This window comes from Actinacidiphila yanglinensis, assembly GCF_900107965.1.
Lineage (GTDB): Bacteria > Actinomycetota > Actinomycetes > Streptomycetales > Streptomycetaceae > Actinacidiphila > Actinacidiphila yanglinensis.
The window spans coordinates 27,271-43,825 of record NZ_FNVU01000035.1; the positions used below are offsets into that span (position 1 = coordinate 27,271).

The following is a 16,555-nucleotide window of genomic DNA, read 5'->3' on the forward strand; positions in this document are numbered from 1 at the left end:
CGGTATTCGTCACACTGCGCCATGAGTGCTTCCAGGGGCTCGCCCCGGATGCTGCCGAGTCGGAGATCGATCAGCCGTATGACTAGAGCCGTGGGGTCAGGTCCTGCGGGGAGCGCTGCCCCGGGACGGCCGGCGGCACGGACCGGGCGGACTCGACCGACGCCGAGGGCATCGCCGTCTGCGCCGCGAACGCGCCGGCCAGCACCAGCCCGCCGCCGACGAGTTGGGCGGTGCCCAGGTGCTCGCCGAGCAGGAACCACGCCAGCACGGTGCCGACCACGGCCTCGATGCAGGAGACGACCGCGGCGATCTGCGGGCTGAGCCGCCGTACCGCCACCACGCCGGTCAGGTACGCCACGACGGTGGAGACCAGCACGATCCAGCCGACGAGCAGGATCGCGGGGACGTCCACGTCGCCGAAGGGCACCTGGTGGGCGAGGGAGGTCCAGGCGATGTCCCAGGGGCGCGCGACCACGGTGAGCGAGGCGGTGCCGATCAGCAGCGCGTGCGCGATGACCGCGACCGGGTCGGGCACGCCGCCGGCCCCGTCCCCTTCGATGTCCGGGTCCTCCTCCGTGCCCGGCGGCTGCTGCGTGCCGTGGTCGGCCAGCACGAAGTACGCGACCTGGCAGCAGGCCGCGCCGAAGGCGAGGAGCAGGCCCACCGGCGCGAAGGCGAGGCCGGACCAGATCCGCACCACGCAGCACATGCCGCCGACCGCGAGGGTCACCCCCACCACCGCGGCGCGCCGCACCCGCCGCCGCTGCACGAACCGCACCCAGCCGAGCAGCAGTGCCGGGCCGAGGTACTCGACCAGGATGGCCACGCCGACGGGTATCCGGGAGATCGCCACGTAGTACAGCCCCTGCACCCCGGCGATGCCGAGCAGCCCGAAGCCGATGAGCAGCCCGGGGCGTTGGAGGGGCAGCCGGCGGTGCCGCACCGCGACGGGCAGCAAGACCAGTGCGGCGCCGGCCGCCCGCATCCACACCACGTGCAACGGGTCGAATCCGGCCTCGATGAGGGGCTTCGCCGCCACTCCGGAACCGCCGAAGGCGACGGCGGAGAGCAGGGCGAGCCCAAGCCCTCCGTTCCTCATCTGAGTTGACCGCATCAGGACATGATGACAGCCTCCACCAGCAGCGTCACCCCGCGCTCCGCCCCCCATGGCGACCGCCGGCGGCCGGGGGACCGCGGCGGCGTCACGGCCACAGCAGGCCGCACGTCCAGCCCTGGGGGGCCGGCCGCCGCGTGTACCGCACCCGCACGTGGAAGCGCGCCGGGTCGGCCTGCCAGAACTCGGCCTCCTGCGCCCGCAGCCGGTACACCGTGTGGGTGTCGGGGACCCGGTCCGGCTCGGCGGCGACCAGGTCGCGGGCGGCCCGCAGCGCCTCGTCGTACTCCCCCGGTCCGGACAGCGGCGTGCTCGTGGTGCCGGCGAAGGCCGCGGCACGGGCGCGGGCACCGCGGCCCAGGAAGTCACGGGCGGCGGCGTCCCGGTCCAGGACGTCGACCCGTCCTGCCATCCGGATCTGCCGGCCCAGGGCGGGCCAGTACCAGGTCAGTGCGGCGCGCGGGTTGGCCGCCAGGTCGCGGCCCTTGGAACTGCGGGAGTCGGCGGCGAAGTCGTAGGCGCAGCCGGCGGTGTCGATGCCGCGCAGGATGAGCACGCGGGCGCTGGGCGTGCCGTCGGCGGCCGCCGTGCTGAGGGTCATGACGTGCGGCTCGGGCACCCCTGCGACGAGTGCCTCGTCGAGCCACTCGGCGAACAGCGGGCCGGGCGCGTCGGGCACGGCGGCCGGGTCCAGGTGCGGCAGCGGCCCGGCGAGCACGGGCGCGGCCCGGGTCCGCGCCAGCAGCGCCTCGTCGTCGAATCCGTCCTCGCTCGCCATGCCGCTCTCCGTCCCGGGCCGTTCCGCGGTGCCGTCCACCGCGGCGCCTCCATCACACACCAGCGCCGGGCCGCCGGCGGGTTGCCCCGCCCGCGGCCCGGCGCCGCACGCCCGGTCAGTGGCCGCCGGTCACTTCATCGTGACGGTGACGGTGTGGCCGCCCGCGGTGAAGACGTACGGCCCCGCTGCGACCTGCTGCTTGCCCGCGCCGTCGATGTCCCCGGGGGTGACGGCCAGTTCGCTCGGTGGCACGCTGAGCGCGACCGTGCGGGACTGACCCGCGTCCAGGTGCACCTTGGTGAAGGCGACCAGCTTGCGGGACGGGGCCAGCACGTCGCTCGACGGCTGCGAGACATAGACCGGCACCACCAGGTCGCCCGCGCGATCACCGCTGTTGGAGACGTCGACCTTCAGCTTGACGGTGTCCCCGGTGCGGGCGGTGGCCGAGCCGGCCTTGATCGCGTCGAAGGAGTAGGTGGTGTAGGACAGCCCGGCGCCGAAGGGGTAGTCGGCGTCGTAGGAGGACTCCGGGCCGGCGTTCGTACCCGGGAGTTGCTGGTAGTACATCGGCTCGTTGCCGATGTCCTTCGGCCAGGAGACGTTCAGCCGCCCGCTGGGGTTCACCGCGCCGAACAGCACGTCGGCGACGGCGTTCCCGCCCTCGCTGCCCGGCAGCCACGACATCAGCAGGCCCTGGGTGCCGTCCGCGTCGCCGAGCACCAGGGGCCGCCCCGCCAGCACCACGGTGACCACGGGTTTGCCGGTGGCCTTCAGGGACTTCACCAACGCCTGCTGGTCCGCGCTGAGTTCGGGACGCGGGCTGTCCGCGCTGCCTTCTGCGGCGGCCTTCTCGCCCACCACGACCACGGTCAGGTCGGCGTCCTGCGCCTGGGTGACGGCGTCCTCGGCGGTCTTGGCCTGCACGACCTGGGTGCCGGACGGCGCCACCTTCTTGATCCCCTGGAGCACCGTGGTGCCGGGCAGCGTGACCCCGTCGGGGACGCCCTGCCACCCCACGGTCCAGCCGCCGACCTGGTCGTTGATGTCGTCGGCGTAGGAGCCGGCCACCACGATCTTCTTCGCCTGCCGCGAGATCGGCAGCACGTTGCCGTCGTTGCGCAGCAGCACCTGCGACTCGTCGGCCGCCTGCCGGGCGAGCCCCGTGTCGGCGCCGAGCACCCGGGAGTCGGCCTTGGATGCGTCCACGTAGGGGTGCTCGAAGAGGCCGAGCCGGAACTTGAGCGTCAGGATGCGCCGGACCGACTGGTCGATGCGCGAGACGGAGACGAGGTGCCGCTGGAGCGCGGCCTTCAGCCCGTCGCTCCACCCCTGCGCGTCGTACGGCTCCATCGCCATGTCCAGGCCGGCGTTGACGGCCTTGGCGATCGCCTCGGGGTAGTCGGCGGCCACGTGGTACGAGGTCTGCAGCGCGCGGACGTCCTGCCAGTCGCTGACCACGACGCCGTCGAAGCCCCACTGCTTGCGCAGCACATCGGTGAGCAGGTAGTGCGAGGCGGTGGCCGGGATGCCGTTGATCGCACCGGAGTTGACCATCACCGTCTTGGCGCCCGCGTCGATCGCCTGCTTGTAGGACGGCAGCAGGGTGTCCTGGAGGTAGCGCAGGGACACGTCGCCGGGCACGCGGTCGTGGCCGTTGCCGGGCTCGCCGTAGCCCGCGAAGTGCTTGACGGTGGCGGCTACGTTCTTCGCGCCGCCGGCGTCCTGGATGCCCTTGACCGCGGAGGCGGCGAGCGTGCCGGACAGCAACGGGTCCTCGCCGAAGGTCTCGTAGTAGCGGCCCCAGCGCTGGTCGCGGGCGATGTCGGTGACCGGCGCGAAGTTCCAGTCGATGCCGGTGGCCGCCACCGCGCGGGCCGTGCTCGCACCCGCGTCCTTGACCAGCGACGGGTCCCAGGTGGAGCCCATGCCGATCTCCTGCGGGAAGACGGTGGCTCCCAGCACGTTGTTGTGGCCGTGCACCGCGTCCACCCCGTACAGGATCGGGATGTGCAGCCGGGAGTTCTTCACCGCGTACTGCTGCACGGTGTTGACCATCGTCGCCCAGTTCTCCGGGGTGTTGACCGACGGGCCCGCGCCTCCACCGGAGAGCACCGAGCCGGCCGCGTTCTTCACCAGCACGTTGTTCAGGCAGGACTCGGTGAAGGCACCGCCGCTCCACTGGCAGTCGCCCTGCATGTTGACCACCGAGATCTGGTCCATCTGGCCGATCTTCTCGTCCAGGGTCATCCGGTGCAGCAGGTCGTTGACGCGCACGTCGATCGGCGCGTTGGGGTTGGTGTACGTCGGGTTGTCGCCGGCCTGGGCCGGCACCGAGGCGACCGCCGCCACGCAGGCGGCCGCGGTGGCGAGGGTCAGCAACCCTCTGAGACTCAGTCGTCGAGCGTTCGTTGGCATCGCAGGAGTCCCGTTCCTGTGGGGTGCGGTCCCGGCGGCGCCGGACCGTTGGTGCCGTAAACGATTCCGATCGGCCGGAAGTCTGTCCCGCATGCTCACAGATCGTCAAGACTGTACGCAGGGCATTGTTGTGCCCCACCCTGATGGGAGCGTTTTCTCGCACGTCAGCACCTCGACGCACAGCGAACGCACAGAAATTACGTCCGGCGCGCCGGCCCGGTCGGCCCGCCCCGACCCACCGGCCGTCCGCACTCCCTGTCCGACTCGCGCAGAACGGGTACCTTGTGAACATCCGTGAACTCGCCCGCCGCAGCGGCGTGTCGACCGCCACCGTCTCGCGCGCGCTCAACGACCGGGCCGAGGTCAGCGAGGCCACCCGGGCGCGGATACGGCAGCTGGCCACGGAATTGGGCTACGCCCCCAACGAGCCGGCCCGCACCCTGGTCCGGCGCCGCTCGGACACGATCGGGTTGATCTGGGACAGCGGGCAGGAGGCGCAGGGCCTGCACAACCCCTTCCTGCTGGGCCTGCTCAGCGCCGTGCGCACCGCGCTGTCCGAAGCGGACTACCACCTGATGCTCCTGACCACGGCAGGCGCCGAGGAGCCGGACGGCGCCTACCTCCAGGCGGTGCGGCGGCACAACCTGGAGGGCGTGATCGTGCTGACCACTCCCCCGGACGACCGCTGCCTGCGCACCCTCGCCGCCTCGACGGTGCCTTGCGCGGGCATCGACACCGCGTTCACCGGGCCGCGCACGGTCCGGGTCAGCTCCGACAACGCGGCGGGCGCGGCGGCCGCCGTGCAGCACCTGCACGAGCTGGGGCACCGGAGGATCGCCACCGTCACCGGGCCGCTGCACCTGCCGCCTGCGGCCGAGCGGCTGACCGGCTACCGGCGGGCCTGCGAGCGGCTGGGCCTGCCGGTGCCCGAGGAGTACGTCGTCGAGGGCGACTTCTTCCTGGCCAGCGGGGAGGCGGCGGCCCGCGGCCTGCTCGCCCTGCCCGACCCGCCCACCGCGATCTTCGCGGCGGGCGACCAGATGGCGATCGGCGCGATGCACGCGGCGGCGGACGCGGGGCTGTCCGTGCCGCAGGACCTCGCCGTCGTCGGCTTCGACGACATCGACGCCGCCGCGCTGGTACGCCCGGCGCTGTCGACGGTCGCGCAGGACCAGCGCGCCTTGGGCGAGGCGGCGGTCGCGGCGCTGCGCAGCCTGCTGGACGCCGGCCCCGGCAGCGTGCAGGACCTCGTCCACTCCTACATCGTGCCCACCCGGCTGCTGGTGCGGGGCTCAAGCCGACGCCCCTGAGGGCTGCCCACGAAGGGCGCCCTCAGGGGCGGGGTACTGCGGCACGGGCAGGGCCGGTGCCGGCCGGCGGCCGGCGCCCGGTGGCGACCCGCGGCGGAGCGGCGGGCTGCCGGCCCGCTCGGGGCGGGCGCGGCCGGCGCGGCCGGCCGCTACTGCTCGGCGTCCTCGTCGGCGAGGATCAGGTACAGCTTCTTCCGCGCGTCGTTCACCACGGTCAGCGCCTTCTCGCGCTGCTCGGGGGTGCCCGTCGCCCAGACCTGGCGGAACGCCTCGATGAGGCCACCGCCGGCCTTCCTGACCTCGTTGAGCGCGTCCCAGTCGACGCCGCGACCGGCGTCCTCCCAGGGCGCGTCGGGGCCCGCCTCGGCCTCGGTCCTGCCGGCGTCCGTGAGCGTGAACAGCTTCTTGCCGCCCTCGCTCGCGCTGTCGATCAGGCCCTCGTCCTCGAGCAGTTGCAGCGTGGGGTAGACCGAGCCGGGGCTCGGCCGCCAGGCGCCGCCGCTGCGGTCGGCGATCTCCTGGATCATCTCGTAGCCGTGCATCGGCCGGTCGGTGAGCAGCGCCAGGATCGACGCGCGGACGTCGCCGCGCCGGGCCCGGCCACGCGGTCCGCCGCGCCCCCGGCCGCCGGGCCCGAACGGCCCGCCGCCGAAGGGCGGGCCCCACGGCCCGAAGGCCGCCCGCGCTCCTTCCCTCTCGCCCCACCCGTGATGGCCGGGTCCGCAGTGTCCATGTGCATGTGGTCCTTGGGAACGCATGATGTCGCTCCTTCCATCGTTGATCGTTCGCGACAGCTCAACGATATATCGGAATACGTCGTCCTGCAAGCCCCTGCCACCATGGGCACCGCATGGGCCGCATCCGTGCACGTCAAAGGGCCCGGCCGCGGCTCGACCCCGCAGGCCCGGGGAGGCGGGCGCGGGTCCGCGGGAGGTGAGCGCGGTCCGCGGACTGCCTCCCGCCCCCTCGGCGACGCGGCCGGCCCGCGGGGCCAGCCCTTCCCGGCCCCCGCGGGACGGCCTCCCACCGGAACGCGCGCCTCCGCCGGCGAGCGCGCGTCCTCCCCTCGCCCCCGGCCCGACGGCACTTGACCTCAAGCGCACTTGATGCGGCAGCCTGACCCCCGTGATCGCCTCCTCCCCGGCCCTGCGGCTGCTCCCCGCGGCGTACCGGCCCCTGTTCGCGCACCGGGACTTCCGGCGGCTGCTGCCCGCGCTGTCCGCGTGCGACCTCGGCGACGGAATGAGCGTCGTCGCCGTGGCGTGGACGGCGCTCTCGATCGCCCCGCACGGCCGGGCCGGGCTGCTGGTCGGCGCCGCGGTCGCCGCGTACTCCCTACCGGGGGCCGCCGGCGCCCTGCTCCTCGGCCGGTGGCTGCGCAGGCTGCCCGCCTGGCGGCTGCTGGCCGCGGACAGCTGGCTGCGCGCGGTGCTGCTCGGCTGCATCCCCCTCGCCTGGGCGGTGGGGGCGCTGCGCCCGGCGGTCTACGTCGCGCTGCTCGCCGGCTCCTCGGTGCTGCACGCCTGGGGAGGCGCCGGAAAGTACACGCTGCTCGCCCGGATCCTGCCCCCGCAGCAGCGGCTCGCCGCGAACGCGCTGGTCAGCTCCAGCGGTTCGGCGTCGGTGATCGTGGGTCCCGCGCTGGCCGGGTTCCTGGCGGCTGCCGTCAGCCCGGCCTGGATCATCGGCGTGGACGCCGTGTCCTTCGCCGTCCTCGCCGTGCAGGCCGGCCGGCTGCGGCCGCGCCCGGCGGGGCGCCGGGGGCAGCGGGAGAGCGCGGGCGACGACGCGGTCGCCTCCTCCGCCTCCCCCGTCGACACCGAGCAGGCCGCGGCCGGCCGCAAGGTGCTGCGCGGCCATCGGGAACTGCTCGGCATCCTCGCCCTGACCTGGTTCTTCAACTTCCTCTACGGTCCGGTGGAGGTCGCGCTCCCGCTGCACGTCACCGATGACCTGCACGCCGGGGCACGCCTGCTCGGGCTGTACTGGACGCTCTTCGGCGCGGGCGCGGTCCTGGGCGCCCTGTGCACGGGCGCCCTGCGCCGGCTCCCGCTGTGGCCGGTCACCCTCGGCATCGTCGCCGGCTGGGGTGTGGCCCTCGTGCCGTTCGGCCTGGGCGCCCCCGCCCCCGTCACGGTCACGTGCTTCGCACTGGGCGGCCTGATCTACGGGCCCTTCACCGCGCTGTCCTTCACGCTGTTCCAGGACCGCACCCCCGCCGCCCTGTTGACCACGGTCCTGGCCGCCCGCGGCGCCGCCCTCCTCACCGCCGCCCCGGTCGGCACCGCGCTCGGCGGCCCGCTCACCGCCGCGTTCGGGCCCCGGCCGGTCCTGGCCGCCTCCGGCCTGGCGACGCTCGTCCTCGCGGCCGTCGCCGCGACCGCCAGGGCCCTGGGGCGCCCGGCAGGGCGCGGCCTCGGCAAGGACGGCGACCAGGTGGACCCGTCCTCACCGGCGCTCTAGGGCCGGTACGGCCCGGCCGTACCGGTCCGGAGGGCCCTCCCGTTCTCAGGCCGGTTCCGGCCGCCCGCTGTCCGGCAGGACGACGAGCCGGTCGCCGACCGCGATCCGGCCCGGGCGGAGCACCTGCGCGTAGACACCGGCGCACGGCTGGGGGTCGGCGCCGTCCAGCGGGATCACCCGGTTCCGGGCGGCGGGGACGCGCAGCGCCTCGGTGTCGCGCGGCAACCCGCCGTGTTCGAGGGTGGGGATCGCGCACCGCGGGCTCCGGGCGATCACCCGGAGGGTGAGCCGCTCGCCGATCCGCAGATCACGGCCGAGCCAGTCGTTCTCCACGAAACCCGGCCCGGCGGTGTCGACGACGATGTTGGGCCGGTACCGCTCCACCTCCACGGTGCCGCGCGGGCCGGACGCGCCGATGGACCGCAGGGTCGAGGTCGTGATCAGGTGCAGCGGCGCGAAGTCGAAGAAGGTGCCCTCGGGCGCGGCCCCGCCGAGCGTGCTCACCTCCACGGAGACCTCCGCTGCCACCCCGTCGCTCAGCACCTCCTCCGGACGGGCCCGGTCGAGCACGGCCCCGGTCGGCGGACGGCCCGTCAGCACGACGGGCCGGGCGAGGAGTTCCGACAACCGGTCGTCCACGTCGGCGTCGGTGCTCCACAGGGCCTTGCCGTCCGGGAGCGTGATCCGGACCGCCGCGGGCGTCGCGTGGGCGCTCAGGGCGAGCAGGGCGCGCCACATCCGCGGGTTCTTGGCACTGGCGACCTTGCCGGTGTCCCGGTGCACCAGGGCGAGTTCGCGGTCGTGGGGCAGACCGCGCGCACCCACGTCGGCGGCCAGGACCGACTCGCCGAGCATCGACTTCACCGGGTAGCGGCGCAGTTCCGCCACGGCTCCGTGGCCGGGTTCCGGCCGCGGCGCGGACTCCGGCTCCCCCTCCTGCGCCCCCGGCCTCACTCCGCGCCGTCCTGCGTGCCTGGCAGTAGGGGGAACAGACGGCTGACGAACGCCACCGGGCGGGCGTCGGCGGGCCGTGCAGCGCTGTCGTGCTCCCGGTGCCGGTAACCGGCGAGCGTCTGCCGTACGGCCTCGGCGACGGCGTGCATCTCCTGCGGCGTGAGGTGCACGACGGTGCTGAACGCCTCGTCGGCGCGCCACTCCTGGGGGGCGGCGTCGCGCTGGGCCAGCCAGCGCCGGTAGCTCTCGTCCTCGAGTCCCCGGGCGAGCGCGTCGAACCCGGTGTCCTCCAACGGCGCCGGCTCGCACGGCGGTTCGCGGCGCAGCCGCCACGGCCGCGCCCGGCCGCCGGAGTGCGGCGCCTCCTCGATCAGCCCGTGCCGGGCGAGTTGCCGCAGGTGGAAGGAGCACGACCCGGAACTCTCGCCGAGCTGCGCGGCCGCCTCCGTGGAGGTGAGGGTGCCGCCGTCGGCGAGCAGGTCGAGCAGGCCGATCCGCACGGGGTGGTCGGGCAGTTCCTGCGCGGCGCGCGGCGCCGGGGTCCGAGGCGCGGACGCACCCGCGGCGGCGGGCGGGGACGAAGACGGGGGCCCGGACGGGGACTTCTCCTCGGTCATTGTGCTGAGACTGCTCCTTTGCCGACAATCCGGTCAAGTCCCGGGCCGCCCGCGCAGTCCCCCGACTCTCCGCGGACGGCCCGGCCCCCGATCATGTTCCTACCGGTCGACCTCCGGCCCTCGCCACCCGGTTTCCACTGCGGGAGAACGCCGTGGCCCCCGGGTACGGGCCCCCGCCCCCCGCGAAGGGACCGCGCAAGCACCACGCAAGCCGCCCACGAGCACTGCGCAGGCACCTCGCGGGCGGCGGAACTAGGCTGGAAGGGAAGGAGGAGGTGCACCATGCGCAAAGTAGCCGACTGCCGGGACTACCCGAGCGAGTCGAACTGCACCCTCACCATCTCCGGGGAAGAGGACGAAGTCGTCCGCGCCGCGGTCGATCACGCCGTCTCCGTGCACGGCCACACCGACACCAAGGAGATGCGCGAGCAGCTCCGGGGCATGCTCAAGGACGAGGTCCCGCAGCACGCCTGAGGGCCGCCGCGCCGGGCGAACCGGCCCGGCTGAGGCATCCGCCGCCGCCCATCGAGGGCGGCGGCGCCGCGTGCCGCACCCGTCCGGCGGGCCGCGCGCGGCCGGATCCCGCGACCTCCTCCACGCGGCGGCCCGCGGGCAGCCCTCCCGCCCCGGTGCTGCGCCTCAGCCCGCTCCCGTACCCTCTCGGCATGCGTATCCGAATCGTCGACGCCTTCACCGACCGGCCGTTCGCCGGAAACCCCGCGGGCGTGCTGCTGCTCGGGGCCGACGGCTTCCCCTCCGACGGCTGGCTCCAGCAGGTGGCGGCCGAGCTGAACCTCTCCGAGACGGCCTTCGCGCACCCCCTGCCGCCGGGCGAGGACGCCGACTGGGCGCTGCGCTGGTTCACCCCTGCCACCGAGGTGCGGCTGTGCGGGCACGCCACCCTCGCCACGGCGCATGTGCTCCGGACCACCGGGCAGGCCCATGGCACCGTCCGGTTCCGCACCAAGGCGGGGGTGCTGGCGGCGGCCGCCGACGGCGACGGCACGATCACGCTGGACTTCCCGGCCGCCCCGCTGACCGAGGAGCCCGCTCCCGACGGTCTCGCCGCGGCGCTGGGCGCGGAACCGCTGACCGTACGCGACACCGGCCCGGACTGCGGGGACCTGCTGGTGGAACTGGCCGACGAGTCGGCGGTCCGCTCGCTCGCGCCCGACTTCAGGGCGCTGGCGACCCTCTCGCGGCGCGGTGTGATCGCCACGGCGGCGGCCGAGGAGGGCCGCGGCTACGACTTCGTCTCGCGCGGCTTCTTCCCGGCGGTCGGTATCGACGAGGACCCGGTCACCGGGAGCGCGCACACCGCCCTCGCGCCCTTCTGGTCCGCCCGGCTGGGCCGCGACGCGCTGACCGCCTTCCAGGCGTCGGCCCGCGGCGGGCTGGTCGCGACCCGGCTGCGTGGCGACCGGGTCGAGCTGACCGGCTCGGCGGTGACCGTGGTCGACGGCGAGCTGCACGCGGTGCCGTAGGGCGCGGTGCCGGGGCGCACGGCGGTCACGGCGCGGCGCTCACCCCGTCGGCAGCCAGCCCACCTTCCCGGCGAGCAGCGCGTACCCGACGAAGGCGACGGTGTCGATGAGCGAGTGCGCGGCCACCAGCGGGCCGATCCGCCCCCATCGGCGGTAGAGCAGCACGAACACGACGCCCATCGCCATGTTGCCGACCATGCCGCCGATGCCCTGGTAGAGGTGGTACGACCCGCGCAGCACCGCGCTGGCGGCGAGCGCGGCGAGCGGCGACCACTTCAACTGGTCGAGCCGGCGCAGCAGGTAGCCGACCACGATGACCTCTTCGAGCACCGCGTTCTGCACCGCGGACGCGACCAGGACCGGGATCCGCCACCACACGTCCGGCAGCGACTCGGGCACGACGGTGAGGTTGAAGCCGGCGGCGCGTGCGCCGAGGTAGAAGGCCAGGCCGATGCCCCCGATCACCGCGGCCACCAGCGCCCCCCAGGCCAGGTCGCGGCGCGGCCGGGTGAGGTCGAAGCCGATCGCGGGCATCCCCACCCGCTCGCGCGCGAGCAGGTGGGCGACGAGCGCGACCGGGGCGAGCGCGGTGGCGATCGAGAAGATCTGCCAGGCGAGGTCCAGCCAGGGGCGGCCGGGCGCCTGCGAGCCGACCAGCGTCGCCGCCTGGTCCTTCAGCGCTCCGGGCCGCGTGACCGAACCGACGAAGCTGATCACCGCGGCGACGCCGCTGGCGCCGAGCGACAGCGCCAGCACGATCAGCGTCTCGCTGCGCAGCGTCCGTGCCTCGAACGGCGGCTCCAGCCGTTCCGGCCGCCCCGGCTGCTCCGCCGGTGCCTGTGCCTCTGCCTGCACGCGGTCCTCCCGTGTCGTCGTGGACACGATACGAAGATCCCGCCCGCCGCCCTACCACCACCCGCGCCGCGGCCGTCCGCACGCGTGTGTGCCGCGCGAGCCTACGCCACGAACCTGGCCACCGCCCCGTTGACCAGCCCGAAGCCCGGGTGTCTCCTCGTTCCCTCCCGGTGCCCCTTCGCCGTGCTCAGCGCGAGTGAAGCACGCAGGGGTGGACGAGGTAGGCGCCCAGCAGGCCCTCCTGGTCGCCGTCCTTGAACGCCACGGCCCGGCCGACCAGACCCCCTTGGTCGGTGCGCAGCTCGAGGGCGAGGTGGGGGCTGTTGAGCCGGGCGTCGGCGGTGGGCAGTTGCAGGGGTGCGCTCACCCGGAGGTCCCAGCGCTGGGAGGCGCCGGCCGGCGCGGTGACCGCGGGCGCGCCGTCCAGGGCGATCTCGACCCGGCCCTCGGGGAGGACCGTGATCCGCAGCGGGATGTCGCCCTCCACCGTGCTGATCTCCCCCGCCCATTCCCCGGCTGCCAGCGCCATCGGGCGGACCTGCTCCGTCATCGGGTTGACCTGTTCGGCACGGAATCCGGGTGCCAGCACGGCCATCAGGTGGTTCACGACGGCATCGCGGGCCGCCTTGCTCGTGGAGTTGGCCAGCACGGCCACGGAGAGGTCCCGCTCGGGGACCTCGATCATCATCGCGGCGATACCGCCCATGCCGCCGCCATGGCTGCGGATCAACGGTCCGGCGCCGCGCGAGACGATCCGGCCGAACCCGTAGCCCAGGTGCTCGCTGATCGCGACCGCGTCGTACCCGGCCGCGGCCGTGGCGGGTGTGAGCAGGCCGGCCGACCTGCGGGCGAACAGCGCGACGTCCCCCGCGCTCGCCCAGCCGGCACCCGCGGCGGAGTGGGCGCTGAAGCAGGTCGGGTACGGGCGCCCGCCGGCGGAGTAGCGCTGGGCCACCGGCGCCGGGCCGTCGTACGCCGGCCCGTAGCCGAAACTGCGCAGGCCCAGCGGCTCGAAGATCCGCTCGCGCAGGAGGTCGCCCAGGCGGCGACCGGTCACGGACTCCAGCAGCGATCCGAGCGCGGCGTAGCCAATGTTGGAGTACTCGAAGTCGGTCCCGGGTTCGCGGACGAGCGCACGGTAGTCGCCGATGTCGATCGGCAGCGGCCCGGGGCCGTAGTGGAAGTTGTAGAAGGCCGGGAAGCCGCCACGGTGCTGGAGCACCTGCCGCACGGTCGGCGCCGTCCCTGCGAAGGTGCCGGGGATCGGGGCGTCGAGGTCCAGCAGGCCGTCGTCCGCGGCCAGGCACACGGCGGTGGCGGTGAACGCCTTGGTGACGGAGGCCAGCCCGTAGGCCGTCCGCGTCGTGGCCGGCCGATCCGCGGCTATGTCGGCCAGGCCGTAGGCCCGGGCGAGGACGAGTTCGTCGCCTTCCGCGACACCGATGGACACCGAGGGGCAGGAGTGCTCGGCCAGCGCTTTCGCACAGACCTCGTCGAGCACCTCGGTGTCCAGCCCGCCCCAACCGTCCGGCATGGTGATCGACCTCCTGATCGGCTTCGTCATCCGGTCGAAGGCTAACGCGGCGCCCTCGCCCGACCCGCGGCAAGGCGACTGGGGGAGGTCACTCGGGGACGGGCCAGGTGTGGACCGGGGCGCCGGCCGTGGACAGGGCGCGGTAGCGCTGGGTCATGGCGGCCAGGGCGGCGCGGCGGTCGAGGCCGCGGCCGAGGTGGTGGTGGAAGGCGTCGGACTGCCACTGGGCGCCGTTGGTGCGGTGCTGGCAGCGCTGCTCGATGATGCCGAGGTAGTGGTCGCGGTCGGCGGGGTCGATGCCCCAGGCGTCCAGCCCGGCGGCGGCCAGCGGCAGCAGCTCGTCGCGGATCAGGTCGGCCGCGGGGACCTGCGCGAGGGCGGTGCCGCGCGGGCGCGGCCAGTGCAGGACGGCGCCGATGCCGTCCCGGCAGGCGGCGTCGAAGTTGGCCGCGGCGGCGCCGAACGGCAGCCGCTGCCAGACCGGTCGGGACGCGTCGGCCAGCGCGCGCACCAGGCCGTAGTAGAAGGCCGCGTTGGCGATGACGTCGGCGACGGTGGGCCCGGCCGGCATCACCCGGTTCTCCACCCGCAGGTGCGGCACCCCGTCGACGACCTGGTAGACCGGGCGGTTCCAGCGGTAGATGGTGCCGTTGTGCAGGGTCAGTTCGCGCAGCTTGGGCACCCCGCCCTCGTCGAGCACCCGCAGCGGCTCCTCGTCGTCGCAGATCGGCAGCAACGAGGGGTAGTAGCGCAGGTTCTCGGCGAACAGGTCCAGCGCGGAGTCGATCCACCGCTCGCCGAACCACGTCAACGGCCGTACGCCCTGGGCCCGCAGCTCCTGCGGGCGGGTGTCGGTGGCCTGCTGGAAGAGCAACGGCCGCGTCTCGCGCCACAGTTCGCGGCCGAACAGGAAGGGCGAGTTCGCTCCGACCGCGACCTGCGGCGCGGACACCGCCTGGGCGGCGTTCCAGACCGCGGCGAACCGGTCCGGGGTGACCTGGAGATGCATCTGGGTGGAGGTGCAGGCGGCCTCGGGGGCGATCGAGGCGGAGGTGTAGACGAGGTGCTCGACGCCTTCGATGTCGAGGGTGATGTCCTCGCCGCGCATCGCGAGAATGCGGTCGTTGAGCAGGGTGTAGCGGTCGGCCCGGGAGAGGTTCGCCGACACCAGGTCCTGGGCCTGGAGGGTGGGCAGGATTCCGACCATGACGATGCCGGCGCCGACCTCCCCGGCCATCCGGTCGGCGTACCCGAGGCCGGTGCGCAGTTCCTCGGCGAGGCGGTCCAGGACCCGTCCGGAAAGCGGGTGCGGCGCGATGTTCACTTCAATATTGAACTGAGCCAGCTCGGTCTGGAAATCGCGGCTCGCGATGCGCTCCAGCACCTCTTCGTTCATCATGCGCGGCAGCCCCCGGGAATCCGCGAGATTCAATTCGATCTCCAGCCCCATGAGATTGCGTGGGCGGTCGAACCGCTGCTCCGCCAACAGCCTCTCCAGCCCCAGCAGGCACTGCTGGAGCTTGTTCCGGTACATGCGCCGGTCGGCCAGGTCGAACGCACCGGCCACGACCTTCTCCCCCATCGAAGCGTCCCTCCTCGCGCGGGTCCCCACCGGAGGATGCCCACCCAAATGATCGATAACGCCCATCGCGGCCCGGCCCGCACGCTACCCTTGCCGTAGTGAGCGGCACCGGGCACGTTCCCCTGGCACATTCGGCGCAGGGCCCCGACGTAAAATCCGGGTGAATACCACCGTACGGTTCCGGCCGACCGTACGACGCGAAAATCGGCGGCATCCGCCCCGTACCCTGCGGAAATGCCGGACCGGGCACCGTGGAGGAAGGCGGATAATCGCCTTGCGGGTAATACTGGCAGCGAGTAGATGAAATACGGAGCGAACACGCGTCGTATAAACTCCGCGCACGAGGCAGGAGTATCCGCCGTCGCCGGGCGGGCTTGAGCAGTAACCCACACCAGGTACTGACCGCGCCGTCCGCACCTCGCACGTACCGCTTTGTGCCCGCACCACGTGTCTCCCAGTGAGAGGCGACAACACCATGCCGCTGCTTGTCCCACCCGCACCCGCACCAGCCCTGCTGAGCGTCCTGGCGGCGCTCAGTTCGCCCACCGCGGTCCTGGAGGCCAGGACTCCCGCCCTGCGCACCGCGGAAGGGCCGCTGGACGCCGAACACCCGCTGCCTGTCCATGTGTTCGAACCGGCATCGGTCCCCGGTGGCCTGCCCCAGGCGCGGCTGGCCGGCTGGCGGTTCCATATCAGGGCCGGGGCCCGGGTGGCCGCGGCGGGCGAGACCGTGGCAACCCCGGACGGGTGGGTCTTCTCGCGCTTCTCCGAAGGCCCCTACCTGGCCTCGACGGAGCGGGCGCTGCGCCAGGCGGAGCCGCTGCCGGCCACCTACCAGCCGCATCTGCTGTCGGTGCCGAGCCTCTACATGATGGCGCTGTGGCTGCACTCGGTGCCGCGCGCGGACGCCGCCACCGCGCAGCCGGACCCGGCCGACCTGGTGATCCCGCTGGCGCCCGCGCCCCCCGGGATCGCGTCGCACCGGGTGTACCGGATCGTGGAGCTGGCACCGCTGCTGAGCGCCTGGCTGGCGCCGCCGCCGCTGGCCGGGTCGCCGGCGTAGCACCACGGCGCCACCGCGCCGCGCGGCGGGGCACCGCCGCACGCGCGTGCGAGGCCGGTTCTCCTGGGCGCTCGGGCTCAGGGGAACCGGCCGTGTCGTTCCTCAGGCCGCCGTGGTGATCCGGGCGGCCGCCATCGGCCGGTGCGGTGCGATGATCTGCCCGTCGGGGAGGATCTCCCCGGTGTCCTCGAAGAGCAGCACCCCGTTGCACAGCAGGCTCCAGCCCTGCTCCGGGTGGTGGGCCATGATCAGGGCGGCCTCACGGTCGGGGCTGTCGGCGGTGGGGCACTGCGGCTCGTGCTTGCACATGGTCAATGGTGTCTTTCGCTGCGAGAGGTGAATGGTGCGGTCGGTCGCGTCGCCTGCCTGGTTCATGGTGATCCCCC

15 protein-coding genes are annotated in these 16,555 nt (G+C 73.9%); 5 read left to right on the forward strand and 10 right to left on the reverse strand.

Features of this window, described 5'->3' with window-relative positions; genetic code table 11:
• Nucleotides 1-82: 82 nt before the first annotated feature.
• The 3 genes from C4U44_RS40490 to C4U44_RS40500 form a co-directional block, all read right to left on the reverse strand.
• Complete coding sequence (locus C4U44_RS40490; protein ID WP_103891135.1) at nt 83-1,114, reverse strand: EamA family transporter; 1,032 nt, start codon at nt 1,112-1,114, stop codon at nt 83-85.
• Nucleotides 1,115-1,202: 88 nt separating this feature from the next.
• Complete coding sequence (locus C4U44_RS40495) at nt 1,203-1,892, reverse strand: pyridoxine/pyridoxamine 5'-phosphate oxidase (RefSeq protein WP_103891158.1); 690 nt, start codon at nt 1,890-1,892, stop codon at nt 1,203-1,205.
• Between the two features lie 129 nt (nt 1,893-2,021).
• Nucleotides 2,022-4,271, reverse strand: a complete 2,250-nt coding sequence (locus tag C4U44_RS40500; protein WP_160145214.1) for a glycoside hydrolase family 3 N-terminal domain-containing protein — start codon at nt 4,269-4,271, stop codon at nt 2,022-2,024.
• A gap of 320 nt (nt 4,272-4,591) precedes the next feature.
• Between C4U44_RS40500 and C4U44_RS40505 the strand changes: the two genes are divergently transcribed.
• Nucleotides 4,592-5,617 carry a LacI family DNA-binding transcriptional regulator gene (locus tag C4U44_RS40505; protein ID WP_200823580.1) on the forward strand — a complete coding sequence of 342 codons (1,026 nt, stop codon included), beginning with the start codon at nt 4,592-4,594 and terminating at the stop codon, nt 5,615-5,617.
• A gap of 149 nt (nt 5,618-5,766) precedes the next feature.
• Here the strand turns inward: C4U44_RS40505 and C4U44_RS40510 are convergent, their stop codons facing one another.
• On the reverse strand, nt 5,767-6,375 hold the full coding sequence (locus tag C4U44_RS40510) for a PadR family transcriptional regulator (RefSeq protein WP_103891138.1): 609 nt from the start codon (nt 6,373-6,375) through the stop codon (nt 5,767-5,769).
• Nucleotides 6,376-6,742: 367 nt separating this feature from the next.
• Between C4U44_RS40510 and C4U44_RS40515 the strand changes: the two genes are divergently transcribed.
• Nucleotides 6,743-8,080 (forward strand): MFS transporter, encoded by a 1,338-nt coding sequence (locus tag C4U44_RS40515; RefSeq protein WP_235032716.1) that lies wholly within the window; start codon nt 6,743-6,745, stop codon nt 8,078-8,080.
• A gap of 45 nt (nt 8,081-8,125) precedes the next feature.
• On the opposite strand, the gene C4U44_RS40520 is transcribed toward C4U44_RS40515, so the two are convergent.
• The gene (locus C4U44_RS40520) at nt 8,126-8,968 is read right to left on the reverse strand and encodes an MOSC domain-containing protein (protein WP_103891160.1); all 843 of its coding nucleotides are present in this window, start codon (nt 8,966-8,968) and stop codon (nt 8,126-8,128) included.
• A gap of 62 nt (nt 8,969-9,030) precedes the next feature.
• A complete protein-coding gene (locus tag C4U44_RS40525) occupies nt 9,031-9,651 on the reverse strand; it encodes a winged helix-turn-helix domain-containing protein (RefSeq protein ID WP_103891139.1) in 621 nt (206 codons plus the stop codon).
• 282 nt (nt 9,652-9,933) lie between these two features.
• Between C4U44_RS40525 and C4U44_RS40530 the strand changes: the two genes are divergently transcribed.
• Complete coding sequence (locus tag C4U44_RS40530) at nt 9,934-10,125, forward strand: DUF1059 domain-containing protein (protein ID WP_103891140.1); 192 nt, start codon at nt 9,934-9,936, stop codon at nt 10,123-10,125.
• 191 nt (nt 10,126-10,316) lie between these two features.
• Entirely contained in the window at nt 10,317-11,135 is an 819-nt protein-coding gene (locus C4U44_RS40535; protein ID WP_103891141.1) for a PhzF family phenazine biosynthesis protein, read from the forward strand.
• A gap of 39 nt (nt 11,136-11,174) precedes the next feature.
• Here C4U44_RS40535 and C4U44_RS40540 read toward each other — a convergent pair whose 3' ends face one another.
• The 3 genes from C4U44_RS40540 to C4U44_RS40550 all read right to left on the reverse strand — a co-directional run bounded on the left by C4U44_RS40540 (nt 11,175) and on the right by C4U44_RS40550 (nt 15,106).
• Complete coding sequence (locus C4U44_RS40540; protein ID WP_103891161.1) at nt 11,175-11,939, reverse strand: CPBP family intramembrane glutamic endopeptidase; 765 nt, start codon at nt 11,937-11,939, stop codon at nt 11,175-11,177.
• Nucleotides 11,940-12,177: 238 nt separating this feature from the next.
• Nucleotides 12,178-13,554: a serine hydrolase domain-containing protein gene (locus C4U44_RS40545; RefSeq protein ID WP_235032717.1), complete on the reverse strand. Its 1,377-nt coding sequence runs from the start codon at nt 13,552-13,554 to the stop codon at nt 12,178-12,180.
• A 58-nt stretch (nt 13,555-13,612) separates the two neighbouring features.
• Nucleotides 13,613-15,106: a glutamate--cysteine ligase family protein gene (locus C4U44_RS40550; RefSeq protein WP_103891143.1), complete on the reverse strand. Its 1,494-nt coding sequence runs from the start codon at nt 15,104-15,106 to the stop codon at nt 13,613-13,615.
• Nucleotides 15,107-15,581: 475 nt separating this feature from the next.
• Here C4U44_RS40550 and C4U44_RS40555 point away from each other — a divergent pair, with 475 nt between their 5' ends.
• Nucleotides 15,582-16,169 carry a hypothetical protein gene (locus C4U44_RS40555; RefSeq protein WP_103891162.1) on the forward strand — a complete coding sequence of 196 codons (588 nt, stop codon included), beginning with the start codon at nt 15,582-15,584 and terminating at the stop codon, nt 16,167-16,169.
• Nucleotides 16,170-16,271: 102 nt separating this feature from the next.
• On the opposite strand, the gene C4U44_RS40560 is transcribed toward C4U44_RS40555, so the two are convergent.
• Nucleotides 16,272-16,478 (reverse strand): DUF5999 family protein, encoded by a 207-nt coding sequence (locus C4U44_RS40560; protein WP_103891144.1) that lies wholly within the window; start codon nt 16,476-16,478, stop codon nt 16,272-16,274.
• Between the last annotated feature and the right edge of the window lie 77 nt (nt 16,479-16,555).

Coding starts and splice junctions, on each gene's coding strand:
- C4U44_RS40560 (WP_103891144.1), bottom strand. CDS start 16,478: ATGTGCAAGCACGAGCCGCAGTGCCCCACCGCCGACAGCCCCGACCGT.
- C4U44_RS40525 (WP_103891139.1), bottom strand. CDS start 9,651: ATGACCGAGGAGAAGTCCCCGTCCGGGCCCCCGTCTTCGTCCCCGCCC.
- C4U44_RS40490 (WP_103891135.1), bottom strand. CDS start 1,114: ATGCGGTCAACTCAGATGAGGAACGGAGGGCTTGGGCTCGCCCTGCTC.
- C4U44_RS40530 (WP_103891140.1), top strand. CDS start 9,934: ATGCGCAAAGTAGCCGACTGCCGGGACTACCCGAGCGAGTCGAACTGC.
- C4U44_RS40550 (WP_103891143.1), bottom strand. CDS start 15,106: ATGGGGGAGAAGGTCGTGGCCGGTGCGTTCGACCTGGCCGACCGGCGC.
- C4U44_RS40545 (WP_235032717.1), bottom strand. CDS start 13,554: ATGACGAAGCCGATCAGGAGGTCGATCACCATGCCGGACGGTTGGGGC.
- C4U44_RS40495 (WP_103891158.1), bottom strand. CDS start 1,892: ATGGCGAGCGAGGACGGATTCGACGACGAGGCGCTGCTGGCGCGGACC.
- C4U44_RS40535 (WP_103891141.1), top strand. CDS start 10,317: ATGCGTATCCGAATCGTCGACGCCTTCACCGACCGGCCGTTCGCCGGA.
- C4U44_RS40555 (WP_103891162.1), top strand. CDS start 15,582: ATGCCGCTGCTTGTCCCACCCGCACCCGCACCAGCCCTGCTGAGCGTC.
- C4U44_RS40510 (WP_103891138.1), bottom strand. CDS start 6,375: ATGCGTTCCCAAGGACCACATGCACATGGACACTGCGGACCCGGCCAT.